Origin of the sequence: Shewanella sp. GD04112 (genome assembly GCF_029835735.1) — a bacterium.
GTDB lineage: Bacteria > Pseudomonadota > Gammaproteobacteria > Enterobacterales > Shewanellaceae > Shewanella.
The window spans coordinates 2207598-2231006 of sequence record NZ_JAOEAL010000001.1; the positions used below are offsets into that span (position 1 = coordinate 2207598).

Annotated in this window: 21 protein-coding genes; 8 read left to right on the forward strand and 13 right to left on the reverse strand. The window is 50.4% G+C overall.

Features of this window, described 5'->3' with window-relative positions:
- Positions 1-65: 65 nt before the first annotated feature.
- Positions 66-1004 carry a lauroyl-Kdo(2)-lipid IV(A) myristoyltransferase gene (gene lpxM / locus N7386_RS09850; protein ID WP_126513044.1) on the forward strand — a complete coding sequence of 313 codons (939 nt, stop codon included), beginning with the start codon at positions 66-68 and terminating at the stop codon, positions 1002-1004.
- Between the two features lie 117 nt (positions 1005-1121).
- Here lpxM and hypA read toward each other — a convergent pair whose 3' ends face one another.
- The 7 genes from hypA to fdhD all read right to left on the reverse strand — a co-directional run bounded on the left by hypA (position 1122) and on the right by fdhD (position 8072).
- A complete protein-coding gene (hypA, locus tag N7386_RS09855) occupies positions 1122-1478 on the reverse strand; it encodes a hydrogenase/urease nickel incorporation protein HypA (protein WP_126513045.1) in 357 nt (118 codons plus the stop codon).
- A complete protein-coding gene (gene hypE, locus N7386_RS09860) occupies positions 1478-2497 on the reverse strand; it encodes a hydrogenase expression/formation protein HypE (protein ID WP_089067915.1) in 1020 nt (339 codons plus the stop codon). The genes hypA and hypE overlap by 1 nt, the downstream gene beginning before the upstream one ends.
- Positions 2490-3629, reverse strand: a complete 1140-nt coding sequence (gene hypD, locus N7386_RS09865; protein WP_126513046.1) for a hydrogenase formation protein HypD — start codon at positions 3627-3629, stop codon at positions 2490-2492. The genes hypE and hypD overlap by 8 nt, the downstream gene beginning before the upstream one ends.
- Positions 3630-3687: 58 nt before the next feature.
- On the reverse strand, positions 3688-3933 hold the full coding sequence (locus N7386_RS09870; RefSeq protein ID WP_126513047.1) for a HypC/HybG/HupF family hydrogenase formation chaperone: 246 nt from the start codon (positions 3931-3933) through the stop codon (positions 3688-3690).
- Positions 3933-4694 (reverse strand): hydrogenase nickel incorporation protein HypB, encoded by a 762-nt coding sequence (gene hypB, locus N7386_RS09875; RefSeq protein WP_126513048.1) that lies wholly within the window; start codon positions 4692-4694, stop codon positions 3933-3935. Before hypB ends, N7386_RS09870 begins: the two co-directional genes overlap by 1 nt.
- A gap of 212 nt (positions 4695-4906) precedes the next feature.
- Positions 4907-7228: an FdhF/YdeP family oxidoreductase gene (locus N7386_RS09880; protein WP_126513049.1), complete on the reverse strand. Its 2322-nt coding sequence runs from the start codon at positions 7226-7228 to the stop codon at positions 4907-4909.
- Entirely contained in the window at positions 7212-8072 is an 861-nt protein-coding gene (gene fdhD, locus N7386_RS09885; RefSeq protein ID WP_126513050.1) for a formate dehydrogenase accessory sulfurtransferase FdhD, read from the reverse strand. Before fdhD ends, N7386_RS09880 begins: the two co-directional genes overlap by 17 nt.
- 171 nt (positions 8073-8243) lie before the next feature.
- On the opposite strand from fdhD, the gene N7386_RS09890 reads away from it, so the two are divergent.
- The gene (locus N7386_RS09890) at positions 8244-9122 is read left to right on the forward strand and encodes a LysR family transcriptional regulator (protein ID WP_126513051.1); all 879 of its coding nucleotides are present in this window, start codon (positions 8244-8246) and stop codon (positions 9120-9122) included.
- Positions 9123-9126: 4 nt separating this feature from the next.
- On the opposite strand, the gene hypF is transcribed toward N7386_RS09890, so the two are convergent.
- The 6 genes from hypF to hyaA all read right to left on the reverse strand — a co-directional run bounded on the left by hypF (position 9127) and on the right by hyaA (position 17662).
- A complete protein-coding gene (gene hypF / locus N7386_RS09895) occupies positions 9127-11634 on the reverse strand; it encodes a carbamoyltransferase HypF (RefSeq protein ID WP_126513052.1) in 2508 nt (835 codons plus the stop codon).
- A 71-nt stretch (positions 11635-11705) separates the two neighbouring features.
- A complete protein-coding gene (locus N7386_RS09900; RefSeq protein WP_011716881.1) occupies positions 11706-13556 on the reverse strand; it encodes a hypothetical protein in 1851 nt (616 codons plus the stop codon).
- Complete coding sequence (locus tag N7386_RS09905; protein WP_011622590.1) at positions 13537-14115, reverse strand: HyaD/HybD family hydrogenase maturation endopeptidase; 579 nt, start codon at positions 14113-14115, stop codon at positions 13537-13539. Before N7386_RS09905 ends, N7386_RS09900 begins: the two co-directional genes overlap by 20 nt.
- Before the next feature lie 7 nt (positions 14116-14122).
- Positions 14123-14797 carry a Ni/Fe-hydrogenase, b-type cytochrome subunit gene (gene cybH, locus N7386_RS09910; RefSeq protein WP_011626297.1) on the reverse strand — a complete coding sequence of 225 codons (675 nt, stop codon included), beginning with the start codon at positions 14795-14797 and terminating at the stop codon, positions 14123-14125.
- Between the two features lie 21 nt (positions 14798-14818).
- Entirely contained in the window at positions 14819-16522 is a 1704-nt protein-coding gene (gene hyaB / locus N7386_RS09915; RefSeq protein ID WP_011626296.1) for a nickel-dependent hydrogenase large subunit, read from the reverse strand.
- 3 nt (positions 16523-16525) lie between these two features.
- Positions 16526-17662 carry a nickel-dependent hydrogenase small subunit gene (gene hyaA, locus N7386_RS09920; protein ID WP_011716882.1) on the reverse strand — a complete coding sequence of 379 codons (1137 nt, stop codon included), beginning with the start codon at positions 17660-17662 and terminating at the stop codon, positions 16526-16528.
- 350 nt (positions 17663-18012) lie between these two features.
- Between hyaA and N7386_RS09925 the strand changes: the two genes are divergently transcribed.
- The 6 genes from N7386_RS09925 to N7386_RS09950 all read left to right on the forward strand — a co-directional run bounded on the left by N7386_RS09925 (position 18013) and on the right by N7386_RS09950 (position 23333).
- Positions 18013-18480, forward strand: a complete 468-nt coding sequence (locus N7386_RS09925; RefSeq protein ID WP_086903675.1) for a TlpA disulfide reductase family protein — start codon at positions 18013-18015, stop codon at positions 18478-18480.
- Positions 18481-18483: 3 nt separating this feature from the next.
- Positions 18484-18705, forward strand: a complete 222-nt coding sequence (locus N7386_RS09930) for a DUF4266 domain-containing protein (protein WP_086903676.1) — start codon at positions 18484-18486, stop codon at positions 18703-18705.
- Positions 18706-18797: 92 nt separating this feature from the next.
- Positions 18798-20156 (forward strand): DUF3570 domain-containing protein, encoded by a 1359-nt coding sequence (locus tag N7386_RS09935; protein ID WP_126513053.1) that lies wholly within the window; start codon positions 18798-18800, stop codon positions 20154-20156.
- A gap of 96 nt (positions 20157-20252) precedes the next feature.
- On the forward strand, positions 20253-21155 hold the full coding sequence (locus N7386_RS09940; protein ID WP_126513054.1) for an FAD:protein FMN transferase: 903 nt from the start codon (positions 20253-20255) through the stop codon (positions 21153-21155).
- 10 nt (positions 21156-21165) lie between these two features.
- Positions 21166-21825, forward strand: coding sequence for a response regulator transcription factor (locus N7386_RS09945; RefSeq protein ID WP_011716887.1), 660 nt, complete (start codon positions 21166-21168; stop codon positions 21823-21825).
- A gap of 113 nt (positions 21826-21938) precedes the next feature.
- Positions 21939-23333 carry an ATP-binding protein gene (locus N7386_RS09950; RefSeq protein WP_011716888.1) on the forward strand — a complete coding sequence of 465 codons (1395 nt, stop codon included), beginning with the start codon at positions 21939-21941 and terminating at the stop codon, positions 23331-23333.
- Positions 23334-23409: the final 76 nt, after the last annotated feature.

The window sequence follows — 23409 nt, forward strand, 5'->3', positions numbered from 1 at the left end:
TCGCGAGTGGCTTTCCTATTTTCTTCCTATGTGAATTCAGTCTTTTACTGTCTGAGGTGATTTCTTTGTCAAGACAGCCCAAACATTTTGACCGACGTTTTCAACTGGCCTTATTGCACCCTAAATATTGGGTCACTTGGTTGGCGATCGGCCTATTAGTGATTTTTGGGATCATGCCCGCGTGGCTGCGTGATCCTATCGCCAGAACCTTGGCCAAACTGGTGGCGCCTATTGCGAAAAAGCCGATAGGTATTGCCAGAGCGAACTTAAAGGCGTGTTTCCCTGAAAAATCCGCCGCAGAGATTGAAGCCTTAATCGATGAGAACGTGCAGAACTTCGTCTTAGTGCTGTTATCTCAAGGTGAGCTGTTGGTACGCTCAAAGGCGCATTTACGCCGCCGTGTGAATCTCATGGGCTTTGAGCATGTTCAAGCGGCACAAGCGGAAGGGCAACCTGTGATATTTATCATGCCCCATGTGTGGCCTATCGATTATGCGGGACTGAGGTTAAACCTCGACTTACCCATGGTGACTATGGCAAAGGCCCATAAAAACGCGCTATTTAACTGGTTTAACAATAGGGTACGTAGCAGTGGCGGTGGCCATGTTTATATGCGAGAGGCGGGGATCCGCGCCTTGTTGGCCGAATTAAAGCAGAACAATAGCTTTTTTTACCTGCCCGATGAAGATTTAGGCCCAGATCAGAGCGTGTTTACCCCGTTTTTAGGCACAGTTAAAGCGACATTACCCGTGGTTGGCCGCTTAGCTCAGGCGGGAAATGCCCAAGTGCTACCGGTAAAAATTGGTTATAACCAAGCTTCACGCCAGTTTGATTTAACTGTGATGCCCGCTATTGCCGCCGAAGACATGGTCGGTAAAGAAAACGAAGCGTTGGCACTGAATAAAGCGGTTGAGCAAGTGATCCTCGCTTACCCTGAGCAATATATGTGGTTCTTAAGATTGCTTAAGACCCGCCCCGCAGGGCAAGCTTCGATTTATCAATAGCGACTTGTCCATAGTGAAAGTCGCGGTTCGCAGACCAATAAAATGGGCTTTAAGTGAAATACTTAAAGCCCATTTTTTTATCAAGTGCAGATGCTTAAGTAAGAGGCTTACAGCCACTCAGCGCTCGTCCTCTTGCTCCATTTCGAGCTGCATCAGCAGCATATCTTCGCCATCTAATACCTGCGTATGGTAGCTGTGACAAGCAGGACAGACGATAGAGCGCTCAGCAATCTCAGACTCTTGGTGGCAATCCAAACAGGCAATCACTAAGGGTTGCAGTGTCATCCGCAGTTCAGCATCACGGCAGATCCCATCGAGTTTAAAGGTCTCAAAAGCGGTCTCAAGCAAGGCGGGTTCGACTCCGCTCATCACCCCGAGTTTGATATCGACGCGGGTGATTTTATTGGCACGATTGGCCTTAGCGTGTTGCTCGCATTGCTCAATCAAGGCGCTAACGATGGAATATTCGTGCATTAACAAATCCTTGGCAGCAGTTCACCCTGGGGCAGGTCTAAGTAACGTTTGGTATTCCATGGCGTTCTTAAGATCACTTTTCCAGGAAGTTCGTCGCTGACGGTGCCGATGATGGCCGCCTGCTCGCAATGACCAAAACGTTGCATGATTTCTAGGGCGCCTAGGGCGATATCGTTAGGGACCGCCAAGATAAAGGTGCCTTCATTGGCTAAATCCATGGCCTCAAAGCCATAGAGTTCGCACAAGCCTTTGACTTCATCGCAAACCGGAATACTGGCTTCATTGACGGTAATCCCGACATTGGCGGCCACTGCCCATTCGTTTAACACGGCTGAAAGCCCGCCACGGGTCGCATCACGCATCGCATGAATAGGAATATTCGCCGCAATAAGCTGCTCAACCACGGGCCAAAGAGTGGCACAATCGCTTTGCAAAGCTGATTCGAGGGTCAGACCTTCGCGCGCCATCAGAATCGCGGCGCCATGGCAGCCCACATCGCGGGAGACAATGATTGCATCCCCCGGTGCGACATTCGCCGCCGAAATATTCGGACGTAAAATGCGCCCAACGCCTGAGGTATTGATAAACAAGCCATCGGCACAGCCCTTAGGCACGACTTTAGTATCGCCACAGACGATTCTGGCGCCGCTCTGTTTAAGCTCCTTCGCCATGCTGCGCACAATAGTGGTTAACTGATTGAGCGAAAAGCCTTCTTCGATGATCACGCTGCAACTTAAATACTGTGGCTCGGCGCCCATCATGGCGAGATCATTCACAGTGCCGGCGATCGCCAACTTGCCAATATCTCCGCCGGCAAAAAACAGCGGTGATACGGTAAAGGAATCTGTGGTAAAGGCGGTCGCGCCCTGCAATTCAAGCTTGGCCGCGTCTTCTTCGCTACGCAGGATCGGGTTATCGAACTCGGCAAAAAACAGTTCACGAATGAGTTTATTCATCTCTTTGCCGCCACCACCGTGGCTGAGTTGAATCGCTTTATCTTTGGGTTGGAAATCAGCCATGGTGTGGCTCCTTGCTATCTATGCCTTGATAGCGGTAATACGCATTACACGCGCCTTCGGAGCTAACCATACAGCTACCGAGAGGGGTTTCGGGATTGCAGCCGCGGCCAAAGACTTTACAGTCCTTAGGTTTGGCGAGCCCGCGAAGAATATCGCCGCATTGGCAAGCCTTATGATCGTCTATCTCTTTGACGGGTAATCTGTCCTTAAAGTACTTCTCGGCGTCCCTGTGGGCGTATTCGGGTTTTAACTCAAGCGCCGAGTTGGGAATGGGCCCAAGCCCGCGCCAACGAAATTGCGGCCGAGTCTGGAAAAATTGATCCACCTTGGCCTGAGCGGCAAGATTGCCTTCCTCTGATACGGCGCGGCTGTATTGGATATCTAATAGCGCCGTTCCTGCTACCTTTTGCCGCACGATGCGCAGAATGGATTCCATTACATCGACGGGTTCGAACCCCGATACCACCACAGGCGTACCGTATTGCTCGACGGCGGGGCGATAGATTTTGGCACCACTGATCACACTGACATGGGCTGGGCCAATGAAGGCGTTTACTCTGGCTTTAGGGTCGTGCATCACGGCATCTATCGCGGGTGGAACTAAGACGTGATTGATATGAAACAACAAATTCGCCAGCTTTTCCTGCTCGGCCAGTTGCAGCAGCACCGCGGTCATTGGGGTCGAGGTTTCAAAGCCAATGGCGAAAAACACCACGGTTTTATCGGGATTGTCGCGGGCGATTTTGAGCGTGTCTAAAGGGTCATAGATAGGGCGAATATCACAGCCCTTGGCCCTGAAACTGGCAAGTGACCCTTGGGAGCCGGGGACGCGGATCATATCCCCTAGGGTCACTAAAATCACATTCTCTTGTTGGGCGAGCACTGCGGCTTGGTCAATTCGCTCCTTGGGCATGACGCACACTGGGCAGCCGGGACCGTGGATAAATTCAATATTTTCCGGCAATAAATCCAGTAAGCCGTATTTCATGATGGTGTGGGTATGGCCGCCACAGACCTCCATGATATTAATAGGCTCTTTGAGTGTGCGGGCGCATTTAGCGATATCCTCCGCAAACGAGGCTATGGTATCGGGGTCGCGAAAGCCTTGATAAAGTTGTTTTAGGTCAAGCATCTTCAGTCCTTGCGCAGTTTTGGCTGTTATTTGTTATCACTTTTACTGCGGTGATTACTTAATGCGTGGTCTCAGCTTCAAGTTTTGAAACTATCTCTTTATATAATTCAAGGCTTTGTAGTGCATCATTGCGATCAATTTTATTCATCACAAAACCAATATGGATAAGCACATAGTCACCAATGACTAAAGGCTCAGTCATCAAATGACTGCTCACATCACGCCTGACGCCTAGCGTATCGACGGTGACCGATTGACGCTCGTTATCGACGGCCACCACTTGGGAGGGAATAGACAGGCACATTATTGTGGCTCTCCCGAAGCGTGGTGAAGGTTGTTGTTCAGCCATGCAACGACGGCTCGCATGGAATCGCCATCCTTAATTGAGACTTCCAAAATCTGTGTATCGGGGTTGAGCTTTTTAAGTTGGGCTTTGGCCTCGTCTACGCTGAAATCGAAGTAGGGCAAGAGGTCACACTTGGTGATGAGCACCAGATCGGCGCGGCGGAACATGACGGGATATTTCTCAATCTTATCATCACCTTCGGGAACCGAGAGCAGCACGATATTTTTATGGGTGCCGACATCGTAGCTAGCGGGGCAGACGAGGTTTCCCACGTTTTCGACAAAACAAATATCTAAGCCTTCGAGTGGCAAGTGATGTAAAGCACCGTGCACCATAAAGGCGTCGAGGTGGCAGGCACTGCCGGTTTGAATTTGATGGGCCTGAATGCCTTTGGCGATTAAGCGATCGGCATCGCGGGAGGTCTCTAAATCCCCTTCAATGACGGCGTAGTTGAGGGCGGTGTACTCTTTTAAGTGTTCGAGCAAGGTGGTTTTGCCACTGCCTGGGCTACTCATTAAATTGAAGGCGGTGATATTGTGCGCCTCAAAATGCGCGCGGTTATGGGCGGCTTCAACATCGTTTTTATCGAGAATTTTATGGATCACCGACAAGGTTTTTTTATCGTTAAGCTGTGGATTGGTGTGCAATTCCTGATGGTGATTCAGATGGCCGTGATCATGGGAATGGCGGGGTAAGGAGCAGCCGCAGTCTTTACACATCTTATATTTCTCCTTGTCCTAGGCAAAATGCCTCTTTGGGCGGTATTAGCCTGACAATATGCTGATGCTATTAAATAGGGTTAATTTGATTACGCTAATGTTAAGTGTGATACAAATCGGCTGTGGATTCTTTGATGTTCGTCAGGTTTATTTGGATAAACAAAGGCCAAAGAAAATTTCTTTGGCCTTTGGGGATAACACGCTTACGTGGCTTAGCGTTGAAGGATGTTGATTTTGTTGCTGCTTGCTGGGGTTAAGATAACGGGAACCGATTTTGAGGTCGGGGTGTAGGAGTCCACGCCCACACTGTCGATGGCGACTAAGGGATTGGTCTCGGGGTAATAGGCGGCGATATTGCCCTTGGGGATCTCGTAATAAATCACCATAAAGTCATATACTTTGCGTAATTTTCCATCGTTAGTGAGCGATTGGATATCGACTAACTGGCCGTCGCTAAAGCCCTGCGCTTTGGCATCATCACTGTTCATAAACAGCACATTGCGCTTGCCCTTAATGCCACGGTATCTGTCATCCATGCCGTAGATGGTGGTGTTGTATTGATCGTGTGAACGCAGACTCTGCAGCAGTAACACTGGCAGTGTACTGGTCAGGGCCTGACTCGAACAATCGGCGATGATGGAGTCGGGTAAAGCACAGGCGTTAAATTCAGCCTTGTGGCTTTGGGTATGCCAGTCGAGCTGCGTAGCATTATTGGTTAAATGGAATCCCGCTGGGACGTTAATTTTTTGATTGTAGTCTTCAAAACCTGCAATGGTTTGCTCAATCAAATCGCGGATCAGGTTGTAATCATCCCTTAGGGCTAACCAGTCAATGGACTTGGCACTGGTTGCATTGATTGATGGTGGTTTCACAGCCAAGGTGGCATGTGCCATGCGCGCCACAATATCGATTTCCGACAGGCAGAGTGGCGATACCGCATCGTTCATCCCAGTTGAGGCGTGCACCATGCTAAAGGTATCTTCGACGGTGATTTTTTGAATGCCGTGTTTTTGCTTATCGAGTTCGGTGCGGCCAAGGCAAGGTAAGATCAGCGCATCTTTGCCGACCTGTAAGTGACTACGATTGAGCTTAGTGCTGATTTGCACATTTAAGCGCGCTTTTCCCATGGCGCTATAGGTAAAAGCGCTGTCGGGCGCTGCGGCGGCGAGGTTTCCGCCGAGGCAGATAAGTACTTTGCTTTGCTCACACTCTAAGGCCTTTAAGGCTTCAACCACGTTATGACCTGCAGCGCGGGGTAATTGGCAGCCCAAATACTGCTCTAAACGGTCAATAAATTCGGCTTTGGGTTTTTCGTTAATACCCATAGTGCGGTTACCCTGCACATTGCTGTGACCGCGCACAGGGCAAAGGCCTGCGCCAGCTTTGCCAATTTGGCCGCAGAGCAGATGCAGGTTGATGATTTCGCGGATGGTATCGACGGAATGTTTATGCTGAGTGATGCCCATGGCCCAGCAGCTGATCACCGTCTTGCTTTGGCTAAAGACTGTGGCGGCTTGAATAATATCGGCCTTGGATAAGCCCGATTGGGCTTCAATCTGTTGCCAGTCGGTATGACGGACACTCTGTTCATAGTCTGCGAAAAACGCAGTGTGGGTGGCGATAAACTCCCGGTCGATACACTTTGAGTTCGACTCAAGGATATGCTTTGCCATGCCGCGAATGGCCGCCATATCGCCGCCCAGCAGCGGCGTGAGGTATTGATGGCTAATGGTGGTCGCAGCGGGAGTTAATAACTCAGTTGGACTTTGTGGGCTGGCGAATCGCTCCAGCGCCACTTCTTTTAAGTTATTGAAGGTGACAATTTTACAACCCTGTCTGGCGGCTTTACGTAGGGCATTCATCATCCGTGGATGGTTGGTGCCGGGATTTTGTCCGAAGACAAAAATCGCCTCGGCCGCATCGAAATCGTTTAATACGACTGTGCCTTTACCGACACCAATGGCTTGGTTGAGTGCCACACCGCTGGCCTCGTGGCACATATTCGAGCAATCGGGGAAGTTATTGGTGCCATACAGTCGGCCAAACAATTGATAGAGATAGGATGCCTCGTTACTGGCGCGGCCCGAGGTGTAAAACTCCACCTGATTGGGATCGCTAAGGCCATTGAGCGTATCAGCAATCAGCTGAAAGGCATCATCCCAGCTGATGGGCTCATAGTGATCGGTCGCGGCGTTATAACGCATAGGTTCGGCTAAGCGGCCCTGATATTCGAGCCAATAGTCGGTCTGCTTAGCTAACTGGCGCACCGAATACTCGGCGAAAAAGTCGCGGTCAACAATCTTGCCCGTCGATTCCCACGCCACGGCTTTGGCGCCATTTTCGCAAAACTGAAAGGCACCGGCCTTGTTATCGCCCCAGGCACAACCCGGGCAATCAAAGCCATCGGTTTGGTTTACCCTGAGCAGATTTTTGATATTTTGCTGGGTCTTTTGGCTCCGCAGCACATGCTTTAAGGTCGATTGCAGTGAGGGGAAGCCGCCGGCTTTGGTCGGTTTTTCAATATGAACAGGCATAAAATTCTCCGCGATTGCATTGTAATGCAAGGCTTTCATCAAATATGGAGTAGTGGATTGGCGGATCAAACTTAGGAATATGGACAAGATTAAGCTGGTATTTCAGCGCCAGTTTCACCGCGAGCTGGCTCGGTGATGCGAGACTAATCAGATGGTTGGCACCATAACGCACCGCCTTTTGGATCAACTCGCTGCTGCAGCGACTGGTCATCAGCAGCGCCTTGGCACTGCGCTTTTGCCGCAGCAGCGCGCCAATGAGCTTATCTAACGCATTGTGACGACCGATATCTTCACGGCATTCAAGGATATTGCCAACCTCATCTAAGGCAAAAGCCGCATGGATAGCGCCGCTGCGCTGCGCCTTAAGCTGATGTGTATGTATTTGCTGTTTGAGGCTGTCGACTTGCTCAAGCACTAAGGGAGCGCATGCGGGTAATGGCGGTAAATCTGGTAGGGCATGACCTAGGGCTTCCACACCGCAGATCCCACAGCCAGTTGCGCCAACGAGCCGTCTTTTGCGTTGTTTAAGGGCGATGAAACAACGATTGGCTAAGGTGACATCGAGCATTACGCCGTCTTGGACGGGAGTGATATCAATCTCATGCACATCTTGGTCTTGGCTGATAATGCCTTCGGCGAATAAGAACCCAATCACAAAATCCTCAAAGTGGTCGGGCGTTATCATCATCACCGCATAGCTGATGCCATTGAGGTTGATGGCGGCAGCGACCTCTTCAACCAGATGCGAATAACGGGTGTTAGGCTGTTGAGCCGCGTTTGGGCTGTATTGAGATCCAGGGCAGAGCCTTGGATCATTCGCCGAATCGAGTGGGTGAGTTAGCACGCATTTCAACCTGAAATTAGATATTGATCACATTCTAGGGAGGGTTTACGCGCTAGGCCAATCAAACTATTTTATGGATTGATAGAAGATTTCTATTAAACTATGGATACCAATAGGGTTTGATTTTTCAGATTTGTCTAAAGCACTGTATCTAACTATGTCGAAAACACTATGAATATTCGCCACCTGCATTACTTCCAACAACTCGCGCAATTACAGCATTTTGCCAAAGCGGCGAACGCCTGCCATGTGACGCAACCGACACTCTCTGCGGGGATAAGCGCCCTTGAAAAAAGCGTAGGCACAGAGCTTGTGGTGCGGGGGAGCCAGTTTGTGGCGCTCACTGATGCGGGACAGATCATGCTGCAATACGCCGAGAGAATGTTGCAGGAACAGGCAGCGTTAAAGCAGGAGTTGAGTTTGTTTCGTGGCCAGCTTACGGGTTCGTTACGGATTGGCATAGTGCCGCAATCGAGTATCGACATCATGCCGCTGATCAAGCTGTTTAATCAGGCTTATCCCAATATCAGCATCAAGTTATCTGTAATGACCAATGGGCAATTGATTGAAAATCTTAGTTTGCATAAAACCGATATCGGACTTGGGTTTGACGAACAACTCACCGAGGCTAATCGGCGCAGCTTCGTGTTTTATCCGCAGCGGGCCAATCAAATGGCGCTGTTGTCCTGTGATTCGGTTGATGACAGTGCAAGCAAATCCTTGTCTTTAGCGGACATAGGTACGCGTCCCTTAGTGCTGCTGAGTCAAAATATGCAGTTTAGAAAATACATAGATAATGCGATGGCGCAGGCGGGGATCGATTTTAATCTGGTGCTAGAAACCGACTCATTATTCCACTTAATCGGCGCGGTAAAGCATGGTTTAGGCAGTGCTATCGTCAGCCGCGGTATTGCCGAATCGGTGGCGCAACTCTTTGGGATCCCGTATCAACTTTTGGACGGTGTCAGTTCAGGGCAAACGGTCTTTATGACCCGTATGCACAGCATTACGCCCGCAATGAAAGCCTTTATGAACCAGCTTGAGTCTTAAACCATCACTGGTTATTGCTCACATTTTGATGGATACCATACCAAAGCTGCCCGAGGGCGATACCGCCATCGTTGACGGGAATATGTTTGTTAGGCAGCACGGTATTGCCCTGTTGGTGCAGTTTACTGAGGCAATATTCGAGCAAATATTGGTTTTGAAACACGCCGCCGCACAGCACTACGGGCAGAGTTGGGTAGCGCGCGGCATAACCACAAACGGCATCCCCCACACAATGTAAAAAGGCGCGGGCTAACTGCGCTTGCCGATCGCGAGTGAGCGGCGCTTCGGTGATTAGCGTGATTATCTGCTTAAAGAGCTGGCTACTGCGCCAGATATGCGGTTCGTGTATCGAGCTATCACTGGGCATATCTGAGATTTCCAAGGGTAAGTCGAGCATCAGCGTCGGCAGTTGTTTGGCATCGGCCCGTCTTGCTGCTGCTTCAATTAACATACCCGCTTGACCTTCAAATTGAGTGGTGTCGATAAAGCCTAAGGCGCAGGCGAGGGCATCGAACAAGCGTCCCACCGATGAGCTATTAATCCCATGGCCGTTTTGCCAGATCCGATGCAGATTGCTTAAGGTGATGGGGCTTAAGGTTGTCAGAATCGGCAACTTAAGGGCTTGCACTTCCTCGAGACTCATCTGCTGAAACAGTAATGCCAGCAGCAAACGCACAGGTTGCTTAATTGCCTGTTCTCCACCGAGCAAGGGAATAGCCTCGAAATGGGCAATCCGCTCGGCGCCGTTAAGGGTGGTCAGTAAGACCTCTCCGCCCCAGAGGCTGCCATCGTTTCCAAGCCCTGTGCCATCGAAACTAAAGCCTAATACTGGATCTTGATATTGATTGATGGCCATCACGCTGAGCACATGGGCGTGGTGATGCTGCACACTTAAGGTTTGGATTGGCTGCGTGTCTTGGCTTTGTGTATCAAGGCTGTGCTGTTGCTGCGTCTCTGCCCAGCGCGATGGTGCGTAGTCTGGGTGCTTATCGTGGACAATCAGCTCGGGGCTGAAATGATACAGACGGGCGAAGGTCGCCAAGGTTCGCTCGAAGTACTGCTCGGCGCTGACACTAAAGAGATCGCCAATATGCGGGCTTAAAAACACATTCGAGCCAAAACCTAAAGCAATGGCATTTTTTTGTTGGGCGCCCACGGCAAGAATGGAGTGACTCAGCGGTTTGGGTAACGGGAAGCTTAATGGCGCATATCCCCGCGCTAAACGCAGCACTTGCACCTGTGGCGCACAGCCGTTTGGCGGTTGGATAAGTTGCACCACGCTGTCATCACAGCCGTTGAGTATGGGGCGGTTGTGATCGACTATGGCATCCACCACATGGCCTAGTTGGCTGATAAGCTCATCACAATCGGTGATAATCGGTTCGCCAGAGACATTCGCACTGGTCGCGACCAGTGGGCCGTTAAATTGCCCGAGCAGTAAATGATGCAGCGGTGTGTAGGGCAAAAATATCCCGAGCTTTGGGATATTAGGCGCAATCTCAGGGCTCAGATTGTGTTTATCCTGCGCCTGCATTAGTACGATGGGCCGCTCCTGCGCGCTTAAGGTTTGCCACTCTGCCTGTGTACCCGTTACATAGCGTTTTGCCACTTCGATGCTCGGCATCATCACCGCTAGTGGCTTGGCTTTTCGTTGCTTGCGTTGCCTTAATTGATTGACCGCTAGGGTGTTGGTTGCATCGCACATTAAGTGGAAGCCACCTAAGCCCTTTATCGCAAGAATCTGCCCTTGGGCCAGTTTTTCGGCCGCCGCCGACAATACTGCTAGGCTGTTATCTTGCAAAGCGGACAAGGAATTAGGTGCAAGTAACTCGCCTTGAGGTGATTTTAAACTCAATTGAGGACCACACTTAGGGCAACTCACAGGCTGGGCGTGGTATCTACGATTTAGCGGATCTTGATAAGCCTTGGCGCAGTCGGGGCACATGGCGAAATCCGCCATGGCGGTATGATGGCGATCGTAGGGTAAGGCGTTGATAATGGTGTATCTTGGGCCGCAGTTAGTGCAATTGGTAAAGGCATAGCCAAAGTGGCGGTCCTGCGGGTTATGCATATCGCTTAAGCAATCCTGACAGGTACTCTTGTCGGCCGATACGGCAACCAGCGCTGCAAAGTTATGCTCACCAGATTCATCACTTTGGCTATCACTTTGAATAATATCGAAGCTAGTCTCTTCAAGCTTTACCGCTAACGGACTCTGGGTAATCTGGTCGATGCGCGCCAGCGGCGGCGGATTGGTGGTTAACTCACGCACAAAGTTATCTAAGTTTGCGGTGGGGCCTTGCAGCTCAATCATCACGCCATTGGCATTATTTAGCACAGTGCCAGTTAATTTAAGCTCACTCGCCCAGCGGTAAACAAAGGGGCGAAAGCCCACACCTTGCACAATGCCCGTGATATGCAGCTGGCGGCGCTCGAGTTGCTCGGTTTGATTGGCGGGTGAGGTGGCTTTTTTCAATCTCGGTATTCTTCGCTTATCTGGCTGCATCTGCATGGAAGATAAAACATTTTATCTTCCATGCGTTAGCGCTATCTGAATGTAAGGTTAGCGGTGAGCGGGTGTTGTTAAAGGCTATTTAACTGCCGCTGCTTCACATAGAGCGCGCCTACGGCCAGGTTGTCGCCCTCTAAATCCAGACTGCGATTGACCAATAGCGGGAAGTTTTTCCCGAGTCGTAGGCTAATACGCTTGCAGAGGGTTTCATTGGCTAACTCATTGCCCGCTAACGCAATGTTGTGTACACCGATATTTAAGTCAATGTGTTCCAGCCAATTCGCGAGGTAGTCGGCGAGGGAGTCCTGCATTGCAAAGGCCAGTTGACTCGGATCGCTGTGCCCTGCAACGCGAAAACTCAGCAGAGTGCCTAGGGTTTTACACCAATTCAGGCTGCGGTGGGCCTCGCCTTTGGTGAGGGGATAATCGATGCGCGGCGCATTCGCACCATGGTAACGCATGGCGGCGGCGAGCAGTGCATCGCTCAAATAGGCTTGCGATTGGGTTTCTTCCTGTGGATTAAGGCCAATCAATACCGCAGCAATCGCCCACAGACTCTGAAGATTATCACGTCTGCCGTTAAGTTTTAAGCTCAGCAACTTTAAGTAATCTTCTGGAAACAAGCTCTTAAATTTTTGCGCGACGGCTTTTTGTGGACTGCTGTCAAGGCAATGGAAAATCTCGTAACCATTGTCCGGTAGTTCGGGCAGGGCGAAAAACAGTGAGGTGTCTCCCTTATTGTCGCAGGTAACGATTTGCCCAGTGTGGTGATGGCTTAAGTAAATCACCGCCGCATTTTTAGCCTGCTTATGGGTCGTAAATTTACCATTAAGCAGCGCTGCAAACAGGGCTGCATCCGCTATGGTATGGTCTTCCTCACTCGCGGCATATTCAGCTGTCTCGGCCTCACTTGGTATGGCCTGCACAGTCAATAAACCTTGGTGTGAACGGGTTTTCTTATTGGCTTGCCATTTGGCCTTAAAGCCTAAAAAGTGGATGTCTTCCCGCAGAGGCTCCGGCGCACTGAATTGCTTAATGGTCTGCGTCGCTGCGTTTTCGGCTGTGTGGCTGCCTAACTGAGCCCAAGCGCCATCGACCCAGGCGAGCGCTGGCCTCTGGTGCGCCCCCTCAAGATACACCCAATCGATACCTTTTTGCCGCAGGATTTCACTCAGCACTAACACCACTCGGCTGTAACCAAAGCAGATATCGTAGAGTGGTGCGGGCAGCTTTTGATTATCTTGGGTTGGTCTGACACTAATCAGCGGTTTTTCGATACTGGATAGGGCGAGGACTTGATTATCCTTCAGGCAAAAATGCGCGTTGAGGGTATTGGGATTACAAATAAGCAGTTGCGGTCTGGACGCTGTTGTATGGGCAAAGGGCGTTAGGCTTAATTGCACGCCTTCGCTGGCTAAATCTAGTGAGCCTTGGCTGATAAGCTGCGCGGCCATCGCCTTGAGATCGGACAGCGTTAACGCCTTTTGGGCGCTGGTTAAGCGCTTTTCACCGTGGCAGCAAGTGCAGGCTAAATCGAGCTGACCAAATTGCGCCGCCTGATTATCACCAAATCTGGGATAACACTGCTGGCAAAAAGCCGCGACCGATTGCACGTTAAGCGCACCCTCAGTGGATGGGACGGTCAATAATGTCCGTTGTCCCTGCGGCGCCTCAATCGCATGAATGCCTGAGTCGACCAGCCAGACTGAAATTAAAAAGTCGGCGGCGATCGCCTCGGCTAATTGTTCTAGCTGCGCTTGTTCGCCTTGGGCCTCAATAAAATAAGTGTGCGAACCAAAATCCTGCTGACTGTCGCAGCCGATGCTGATATTGAGTGCATCGTAATTTAGGTATTGATTACATAAATGCGCATACAAAGGCACCTGACGCGAGCAGGTAAACTCAAATCTGATGTGTTTCATCTTCTATATTTTCACCAGTAGTGACGCCACGTTTGTAAGAATTGGGGATCAGCGAATCGATACTATGCTCGGCAATGCGTGTCGCGGTGAACCCGAGGGAGGCTAAGTGGGTTAACAGGGTTTGTTCCATCAAGGGGACGGCGGCGGCCACCTTAGTGGTCAGTCCCAGTGTCATCGGTTCTAACACGGTAGGGGTGACACCTAACACAAAGGTTTTGGGTCTGTCGCCTACCATTTCCATCATATTGAGGGTTTGTAGCATTTCGACTTCATGGGCGCTGCCTTGCCAGTCGATTTCCTGCGGGGCTTTATCAAAATCAAAGAAATACACTTCGCCAGCCTCGACGCCGTTGGCATTGACGGTATCGACTACGATCAAATAATCGTATTGGCAAATAATCGGAATGAGTCCCTGAGCCAAGGTGCCGCCATCGAGCATCTCCAGCTGGTGGGACTCGTGTGTGAACTGATAATTCTCAGCGATGTAATTGACAAAATGTACGCCGATGCCTTCATCGGCGTACAGGACATTGCCAATACCCAGTAGCAATATCTTCATTGGACTCCTAGTGGTGTGAGTCTGGTTTCGGGTAGTCGTAACCAGAGACAATTGAGTCGACAGAGTTATGTTTGAAGCGTATCCCTGACCAAACCGCCATATAGACGTGGATAACCACAAAGATAACGAAAGCCCAAGTGAGGTAATGGTGCCAAATTCTCACCTGTGCCAGTCCACCCATTTGCGCCGTGATCCAAGCTGCGCTGCTCCAAAGCATGCCACCTAAACCTTCATGGTAGACGTTGGCATACAGCACGAGTCCAGTAATACATATCACAAGTGCCACGAAGGAGATTGCTACGTAGGTCACAAATTGCAGCGGTCCGTAAACACCGGCTTTATGCAAGTGTCCCATCCAAATGTAGGATTTCAGTTGGGTGATCCAGCTCTTAACGCTCATCACATCACGGAATGAGCGTCGCTCGATATCGCTTCGACTGAAAAAATACAGGTAGAAGCGGACCAAGGTGACTGCGGTCAACACAAAACCGCAGATCAGATGGGCAAATCGCACCCAACCTTGTACCAATACATCCGTGCTGTCGGGCGCCACAAGAAACGGCCAAGCGATATAGAATCCGGTGATCACCAGCACTAAAATCGACAGTGCCCGTAGCCAGTGAAAAATCCGTATCGCGGGACTAAAAACCAGTGTCCGAATGCGGGTTTCAGAATGGTTCATGTTGCGTTCCCTCCCTCGTTGTTATTGACCATTGGGGCTGACACGGAACTCGCTCAGTGCTTGACCTTTGAAATCCATCACGTGTACTGAACACGCCATGCAAGGGTCGAATGAGTGAATAATACGTATCACCTCAAGGGGCTTAGTGGGATCTTCCAGTTTCAAACCAATGAGTGAGGCTTCGTAGGGGCCAATCTTGCCATTGGCATCCACAGGGCCTGCGTTCCAAGTGGTGGGCACCACGGCTTGATAGTTCTCAATGACGCCGTTTTTGATGCGGATCCAGTGGCTTAACATGCCGCGTGGTGCTTCAATCATGGCGTGACCCACATATTCACGACTTGGGTCGATATGGGGTTTCACATAGGTGGTTTCATCGGATTGAATATTGGTTAACAGGGCATCGAAGGTTTTCAGACCTTCCTGCGCCACGATAACGGTTTGCAGCATCCGCGCTGCGGTACGGCCTAAGGTGGTGAACAGGGCTTCAACCGGCAGACCCGTGCGAGCCAGCAGCGCATTGACGGCATCGACCACCACTTTGTTGCCACGGGCATAGCTCACCAGCAGACAGGACAATGGGCCCACTTCGACCGGCTCGCCTTGATAGCGGGGCGATTTCACCCAAGAGTATTTGCCATCGCCATCTAAGGTGGGCAGTTTGCCATAAACCGTATCGCGCTCAACAAAGCCGGTGTAGTTGGGGATAGTTGTGCCATCGTAGGGATGCTGCGGCGCATCTGCGCTATACCAGGCATGGCTGACGTCTTCGGCGATTAGCTCTGGGTTGATGTCGCTTACGCCCGCTAAGTCGCCCTTCATAATCACGCCTTGGTCGAACAGGTATTCGCCATTGGCAAGCACAAAGTCATTGGTCGCCATGAAGTTTTTAACGTTCACGCCGCCAAGTACGCTGGCTTCACCACCAAAGGCTTCCGCCGCCATGACGATATCTGCTTGATAGGCACGCAGAATAAAGTCAGTCACAATCGCGTGTTTTTGTTTCCACTCCTGCAGGCGCGCAGGGCTTAACATATCGCGCACTGAGGTCACACCGCCCACAACCAATGATTGTGGATGCGGCTGTTTACCCCCGAAAATCGCCAGCATTTCGGCGGCAACCCTTTGTACTTCAAGGGCTTTGAGGTAATGTGATAGGGCAATCAGGTTTTGCTCTGGGGTAAATTTATAGGTGCCATTGCCCCAGTAAGCGTTAGCGAAGGGGCCGAGTTTGCCAGTTTCGACAAAGCCTTTAACCCGCTCTTGCACCGCTCTTAATTCGCCTTCGCCCGCAGCAATCGGCTTGTCGGTATATTTAAGGGCAACCTGTGCAGCCTTGGCGGGATCGGCACTTAAAGCTGACACAACATCCACCCAGTCTAAACCGTGTAGATGATAGAAGTGCACTATATGGTCATGCATATAGAGCGAGGTTTGCATCAAGGAGCGCAGGTATTTCGCGTTTAACGGGATTTGAATGCCTAAGGCATTTTCCACCGCTTCGGTACCACAGCGATAGTGGGAATAGGTACAAACACCGCAGATCCGCTGCACGATCAGCCCCACGTCCATTGGTGTGCGGCCCTTGAGGATGACTTCAATACCACGCCACAGGGTAGAGGATGACCATGCTTTGTTGATGACATTATTCTCATCAACTTCGACTTCGATACGTAAATGACCCTCAATACGGGTGATAGGGTCGATAACAACGCGCTTGCTCATGGGTTATTCCTCCAGCGGCTTGGCAAAAATACTGGCGACGGCGTGGGCTCCAATGCCGACGACGGTCGCGCCTAAAATCACCGCACCGACTGTGTCTGCGGTAGCATCCAATCCATGGAGTAGTTGACGGCCAAGGGGTTTTTCAAAGTCGGCCATATCATCCCAGAAGTTAGGTTCTGAGCAGCCCATACAACCGTGGCCCGCTAACACTGGCCAGCTGGTATGGTGGTTAAAGCGCTCTGTAGGACAGTTGTTATAGGTATAAGGTCCTTTACAGCCCACTTTGTAGAGGCAGTAACCTTCCTTCGCTCCGTGATCGCCAAACTCTTCAACGAACTCACCGGCATCGAAACGGCCGCGGCGTTCACAGTTATCGTGCACCCGTGCGCCATAGGCCCATTTAGGACGATTAAACATATCCAGCGCGGGTAATTTGCCGAACATGATGAAATACATCAGGGTGCCGACGATGTTTTTCTCACTCGGTGGGCAGCCACCTAAGTTGATCACAGGCTTGCTCACGACTTCGTGTACCCCTTTCGCCCCTGTGGGGTTAGGGTAGGCGGCTTGCACGCCACCAAAGGAAGCGCAGGTGCCCACAGAAATAATCGCCGCGGCGTCTTCGGCGGCATGCTTGATAATTTCTAAGCCGGTATGACCTTTACAGCCCACGGTTAAGAAGCTGCCGTTATTAGCGGTCGGTACGGCACCTTCAACGGCGAGTAGATAACGGCCCTTGTAGGTTTCAAGAGCGTGCTCGAGGTTTTCCTCTGCTTGCCAGCCGGCAGCGGCCATTAAGGTTTCGTGATATTCCAACGAGATATGGTCGAAGATCAGCGAATCTAAATTAGGCGTATCGGCGCGCACTAAGGATTCAGAGCAGCCAGTACATTCGGCCATGTGTAACCAGATTAAGGGTACACGGTCGGCCAGTTCGGCGGCTTCGGCAACTAAGTTACTAAAGGGCAGCGGTAGGGCGAGCATGCCCGTCACCATGGCGCTCCACTTCATAAAGTCACGACGAGTGATGCCGTGTTGTTGTAATTTTTCGATTAATGTTTGCTGTTGACGGGGAGCGAGTTGGCGCAGTGCGTCTAAGCGCGCCTTTCCCTGTTCATAGAGGGCTGCATGTGTGTCCATGGGTCAACCTTTTTGTTATTTGAATGTAAATTGGTAAGGGTTTACATAATTGACACTGCCAGTTTAGGCCTTAGGCGACACAGAATTCTTGATGCATATCAAGAATTTTCAAGAGATGTGATGAAACTGATTTTGACATTTAATTAACATGATGCAGATCTAATTTCGATTTTGCTAATGGGACAAAATGTCGCACTTTTAACCTTTTTTCTGTTGCAGCTCACTTTGCAATCAATTGATACGGCAAACAATAACCGCCAACGCGAGCTTAAATTTATTCTTCTACAGTTTAAGCAAACCTTAAGATTCAGTTAATAAATTCAAACGCAATTGTGATGGATGGACCTAGTATGAAAAAACTCTTGTTGTTACTCAGTTTGTTAAGTCTTGGCGCCCAGGCTGCACCGTCGCTGGAGCATCAGGTGTTTGATGCAAATAACCAAAGTGTTTCCTTGACTGAGTTTAAGGGCAAAGTGGTCTACGTCGATTTTTGGGCGTCTTGGTGTGGTCCGTGCCGTAAGTCTTTCCCTTGGATGAATGCGATGGCGCAAAAGTATCGCGAGCAAGGTTTAGCCGTGGTGGCGATTAACCTCGATACTGATAAGGCGCTCGCCGATGAATTTTTAAAGCAGGTGCCAGCGACTTTTACTGTGCGTTTTAACCCTGAGGGTGATGTAGCACGAAGCTTTGATTTACTGGGCATGCCCAGCAGCTTTATGTTCAATCGCCAAGGCGAGTTAGTCAAAAGCCATGTGGGCTTTTACCAAGATAATGCCGCCGATTATGAACAAGAACTCGTGAATCTGTTGAAGGAGTAAGTTATGCGTAACATCGCGTTAGTTACCATGTCGTTAGTGATGTTAGGGGTGAGTGGGTGTTCGAGCCTTGGGGTGCAGCCTTGGGAAAAAGGACAACTCGCACGGGCGGATATGGCCCTTGACAGCGAAAAGTTAGATCAGGCGTTAGACGATCATATCTACTTCAGTAAGGAAGGCAGTAGCGGTGGTCGCGCGTTTGCGGGCGGCGGCTGCGGTTGTAACTAAGCCTTGTACATTCAACAAGTGGTACCTGAGGTTTAGCATAAATTAGGTTTTTAGTCTAAAAACGCGTTAATGACATAAAGGTGTTGTCTGCCATGACAAATAATAACAATAAGTTAGACTTAATCGCCCCACAATCGCTGCAAATCACAGCACAGGTAAAACCCCAGACTAAGCATATTGCCAGCGCTTTAGCCTTAGCCAGTTGTGGCCTGTTTGTCTCAAGCGGCCATGCCACTGAGCTTGCAAAAAATGCCGATGATTGGAAAGTCGATGCCGCGCTGATGTACTACGGCGAGCAAGACAGGGTACAAGCGGTTGAAGCCATAGGTACGGCGCAGAAAAACTTTGGCGACGACAGTGTGCTGGATTTAAAGCTGGTGGTCGACAGCTTAACGGGGGCCTCGGCCTCCGGTGCGGTCGCCCAAAGCGACAGCCAAACCTTCACCCGTCCTTCCGGTAATGGCCAATATAAAGTGGCGGCCGGTGAGACTCCGCTCGATGATACCTTCCACGATACCCGAGTGCAGGGCAGTGCCAATTGGTCACAGGCGCTCAATTCCGATTGGAAAGTCAATGGCGGCGTGTATGGCTCAAACGAATTTGACTATATGTCGATGGGTATTAATGCAGGGGTAGAACGTGGTTTTAACAAGGACAATACCACGCTGTTTTTGGGCACGGCCTACAGCTTCGATGTGGTTGACCCCGTCGGTGGCAGACCCGTGGCCTTATCCTCTATGGCCATTCGCGACAATTTTACCAGTGATGAAGCTTACCGCAGTGCATTCGATGCCACTCGCCAAACGGGCAGTGACGATAAACAAACCGTCGATTTGATGCTTGGGATCACCCAAGTACTGAATCAACGGTGGTTATTACAGGCAAACTATGGATTATCCAGTGTCAGCGGCTACTTAACCGATCCCTATAAAGTGTTGAGCGTGGTGGACAATAACGGCACGACCGAGGACATAGTCTACGAGAATCGCCCCGATTCGCGCCTGAAACACAGTTTTTATGTGATGACCAAAGGAGCACTCGATTCCGGCGTTGTGGATTTCTCCTACCGCTATAACACGGATGATTGGGATTTAACTTCGCACACCTTAGAAACCCACTATCGCTATTACTTTAGCGGCAGTTTCTACGGGCAATTGCATTTACGCTATTACCAACAGTCGGCGGTGAATTTCTATCAACCGTTCCTGCTTGCCGATACGCCGTTACCCGAGTTTGCCAGTGCCGATTACCGGATTGGTGATATGAGTGCCTATACCATTGGCGTTAAGTTTGGCCATCGTCTGTCGGGCGGCCATGAAATGACATATCGCTTGGAATATTACCAACAGGATCCGAAAAACAATGGCACAACTATCCCGGGTGAGCTGCAAAACTACGACTTGTTCCCGACCCAAAAGGCGATAACGGCGCAGTTTAGTTATTCTTTTTAAAGGTATACTCTGTTACTGAGCCGCAAACAAAGCGCATCAATATGGGGTGTTGCCCATATTGAGCGTTACGCGAAGTCACAGACTAAGGATACGAAGATGCCAGCAGTTTCCCCTAATCCGCCATATCGACTCGTGCGTCGAGATTGGGGGTATTTAGGCGAATTTAGGGCCATGGCCAGCCCATGCGAGCTATTAATCGCAAGCCATGATGAGGCTATTGCCTACGATATGCTCGATATGGCGGCGCGCGAGGCGCAAAGAATCGAGCAGAAATACAGCCGCTTTATCGAGGGTAACCCGCTATGGCGGCTTAATCATGCTCAGGGGCAACGCAGCGCTATTGATGAAGAAACCTGGCAACTGTTGGCTTTTGCGAAACAATGCTTTGAGTTGAGCGATGGGCTCTTCGATATTTCGGCGTGCCCATTGATGCAGCTGTGGCGTTTTACGGCCGATGCCAAGATGCCCGACAAAGCGGATATCGAGGCTGCACGAGCCTTAGTTGGCTTTGAGCGCATCGAATTTAATTCCCATGAGTTGTTGATGCCCCAAGGCATGCAGCTCGATTTTGGCGGTATCGCCAAAGAATATGCGGTCGATAGGGTCGCCTATGAGCTTGCCGAGTCCTATGCGGGGATTTCGGTATTGGTCAATTTTGGCGGCGATATCGCTTGTCCAGTGGCAAATGCCGTGCCTTGGCAGGTGGGGATTGAAGATCCGCATCAGCTCGACCATGCCGCGAAAGTGCTGGCAATAACCCAGGGCGCTTTAGCTACCAGTGGTGATACACGGCGATTTATTGAAGTTGATGGCAAGCGTTATGGGCATATTGTCGATCCGCGCACTGGCTATCCGGTAAGTGGGGCGCCGCGCTCGGTGACAGTTCTTGGGCCAAACTGCGTCACCGCAGGCATGTTGGCCACCATGGCCATGTTACAGGGTGAGCAGGCCGAAGCCTTTTTAGCCGAGCAATCGGTGCAATCTAGTATTTTTCGATAGGGCATTATCAATGCGTATCATGTTAGTGGAAGACAACGAGTTATTAGCCCAAGGGATCTGCTTGAGCCTTGCCAAAATGGGGATGCAGGTCGATCACCTAAGTAGTTATCAGCAAGCATTAGTGGGCATTAAGAATGAAACCTTTAGCGCCATAGTGCTCGATTTAGGCTTACCCGACGGCAATGGTAAGGAGCTACTTAAAGCGTGGCGGGCAGAGGGCGTGTCGATTCCGACCATTGTGCTCACGGCCAACACGGATTTTGATACCAAACTTGAGTGCCTCGATATCGGCGCCGACGATTATTTAGGTAAACCCTTCGATGTGCGTGAGTTAGCCGCGCGCATTCGGGCGATCGTCCGCCGGCAATATGGTCTGGATAATAACAGCTTGAATATCGGTGCATTAAGTATTGACCTCAACACCCGTGAGGTGAGTTTTCGCGATCAAAATGTGCCGCTATCACGTCGGGAGTTTCAGCTACTACTCGAACTGGCGCAATCCGCTGGCCGAGTGTTAACTCGTAATCAGCTAGAGCAGTTAACCTATGGCTGGGATGAGGTTGGCAGCAACTCGATTGAGGTCCATATCCACCATTTACGTAAAAAGTTAGCCAATGACTTGATTAAGACCGTACGCGGCATTGGCTATACCCTAACCGAAGTCAATTAACCTGAAAATTAACGCGAGAGTCAGGATTTAAGTGACAAACTCGGCGTTTATCGGTATTTAGTAACAGCCTTTTAGGCATGTTTACTCTCACCATAAACGACGGGGACTATGGGGTGAATCGACTCAAGGTGCTGGATGTGTACTCATTACGTTTGTTATTAACCTTGCTGATGCTCTCGGGGATTTCGGTTTCCGTGGGTATTTCAAGCTGGTTCAGCACCCGGGATTCTAAGCATCAAATCGAAGAGTTATTTGATGCGCAAATGCTGCAAAGCGCGAAAATGCTTGAGCTTTTTTATCACGATGAGGCGGAATTTAAAACGCCACAAGAGCTGCCGCAAGTTCTCCATGTCCCCGATAGCCAGATCAGTACCTTTGCTCAAAAGGCCGATGCATTAAAGCTGGCCTATGAGCACAAACTCGCATTTCAGATCTGGAGCGAGGCGGGGCAAGCGCTGGTGTTTTCAGACAATATCGGCCGACAACCCATAACTAAGTTTGTTCAAGGCTATAGCAAAAAAGTGTTTGAAGGGGAGCTGTGGCATGTGTTCAGTTTTTTTTCGGTCAAACACAAAGTCTGGATAATCACAGCCCAGCAAGATGAAGTGCGCCAAGAGCTGGTCTCGCAAATTATGCACAATGCCGTAATCGTGCCGCTGATCGTTGTGCCCTTGACCTTACTTATCGTCAGCTTGCTGTTTTACATCTTGTTCCGGCCGTTGAAGTCCTTCGAGCGCGAGTTAATGGCACGCTCGCCTAACGATCTCACGCCGCTCACTATGTCACTGCCTAAGGAACTCGTGCCTGTGCGCCGCGCGCTAAACCAATATATCAGCAGCATTGCGCACTTTATTGCGAGGGAGCGTCGCTTTAGTGCCGATGCGGCCCATGAGTTAAAAACCCCCTTATCCGTGATTAAATTACATCAACAGGGGTTAGAAGGTTTAGTGGGCGAGGGTGATGCGGAGCGTATTCACCTTGCCGCTATCGATGCCGGTGTGAAGCATATGAGTCACACCGTTGAGCAACTTTTGTTGCTTGCGCGGGTCGATTCGATTGCCGAACTCAATGTGCAACCTCATCTGTTACTGCCAATGGTGGAAGATGCGCTGAATCAGCTAATGCCACTGATCACCGACTATGAATGGCAAATCGAGATCGATGCGGCATTAACGCTCAACTGCGATCGGTTTTACCTGCTGATCGTGCTAAAAAACATCATCGAAAATGCCTGTAAATACAGTCCTGTCGAAACTGAGATTAGTATCAGTGCCGCAGTCACCCACACCCATGTCGAGATAAAGATCGCCGACCGCGGGCAGGGCATGACTCTGGAGCAAATCGCCAGTGCGACGGAGCGTTTTTACCGCGTCAATGAAAATGAAGGAATAGGCGCGGGATTGGGGCTGTCCATCTGCCACCACATCATTGATTTACACCAAGGAGAATTGACGATCACGCCCCGTGAAAATGGCGGTTTAGTGGTCACGCTTGCGCTTCCCCTGTAACTCACATTTCAAATGGTATTTCAACGCGATTCGCAGCCTTAACATAATTATTTTATGCCCGCTGGCTCGCGTATTG

What these genes read in the sequence shown, in the direction of transcription:
- N7386_RS09890 (WP_126513051.1), top strand. Translation starts at nt 8,244, where the DNA reads ATGAATATTCGCCACCTGCATTACTTCCAACAACTCGCGCAATTACAG.
- hypB (WP_126513048.1), bottom strand. Translation starts at nt 4,694, where the DNA reads ATGTGTAAAGACTGCGGCTGCTCCTTACCCCGCCATTCCCATGATCAC.
- N7386_RS09880 (WP_126513049.1), bottom strand. Translation starts at nt 7,228, where the DNA reads ATGCCTGTTCATATTGAAAAACCGACCAAAGCCGGCGGCTTCCCCTCA.
- hypE (WP_089067915.1), bottom strand. Translation starts at nt 2,497, where the DNA reads ATGGCTGATTTCCAACCCAAAGATAAAGCGATTCAACTCAGCCACGGT.
- hypF (WP_126513052.1), bottom strand. Translation starts at nt 11,634, where the DNA reads ATGCAGATGCAGCCAGATAAGCGAAGAATACCGAGATTGAAAAAAGCC.
- N7386_RS09945 (WP_011716887.1), top strand. Translation starts at nt 21,166, where the DNA reads ATGCGTATCATGTTAGTGGAAGACAACGAGTTATTAGCCCAAGGGATC.
- N7386_RS09905 (WP_011622590.1), bottom strand. Translation starts at nt 14,115, where the DNA reads ATGAAGATATTGCTACTGGGTATTGGCAATGTCCTGTACGCCGATGAA.
- N7386_RS09940 (WP_126513054.1), top strand. Translation starts at nt 20,253, where the DNA reads ATGCCAGCAGTTTCCCCTAATCCGCCATATCGACTCGTGCGTCGAGAT.
- N7386_RS09925 (WP_086903675.1), top strand. Translation starts at nt 18,013, where the DNA reads ATGAAAAAACTCTTGTTGTTACTCAGTTTGTTAAGTCTTGGCGCCCAG.
- N7386_RS09935 (WP_126513053.1), top strand. Translation starts at nt 18,798, where the DNA reads ATGACAAATAATAACAATAAGTTAGACTTAATCGCCCCACAATCGCTG.
- hypA (WP_126513045.1), bottom strand. Translation starts at nt 1,478, where the DNA reads ATGCACGAATATTCCATCGTTAGCGCCTTGATTGAGCAATGCGAGCAA.
- hyaA (WP_011716882.1), bottom strand. Translation starts at nt 17,662, where the DNA reads ATGGACACACATGCAGCCCTCTATGAACAGGGAAAGGCGCGCTTAGAC.
- N7386_RS09900 (WP_011716881.1), bottom strand. Translation starts at nt 13,556, where the DNA reads ATGAAACACATCAGATTTGAGTTTACCTGCTCGCGTCAGGTGCCTTTG.
- cybH (WP_011626297.1), bottom strand. Translation starts at nt 14,797, where the DNA reads ATGAACCATTCTGAAACCCGCATTCGGACACTGGTTTTTAGTCCCGCG.
- N7386_RS09870 (WP_126513047.1), bottom strand. Translation starts at nt 3,933, where the DNA reads ATGTGCCTGTCTATTCCCTCCCAAGTGGTGGCCGTCGATAACGAGCGT.
- hypD (WP_126513046.1), bottom strand. Translation starts at nt 3,629, where the DNA reads ATGCTTGACCTAAAACAACTTTATCAAGGCTTTCGCGACCCCGATACC.
- N7386_RS09930 (WP_086903676.1), top strand. Translation starts at nt 18,484, where the DNA reads ATGCGTAACATCGCGTTAGTTACCATGTCGTTAGTGATGTTAGGGGTG.
- hyaB (WP_011626296.1), bottom strand. Translation starts at nt 16,522, where the DNA reads ATGAGCAAGCGCGTTGTTATCGACCCTATCACCCGTATTGAGGGTCAT.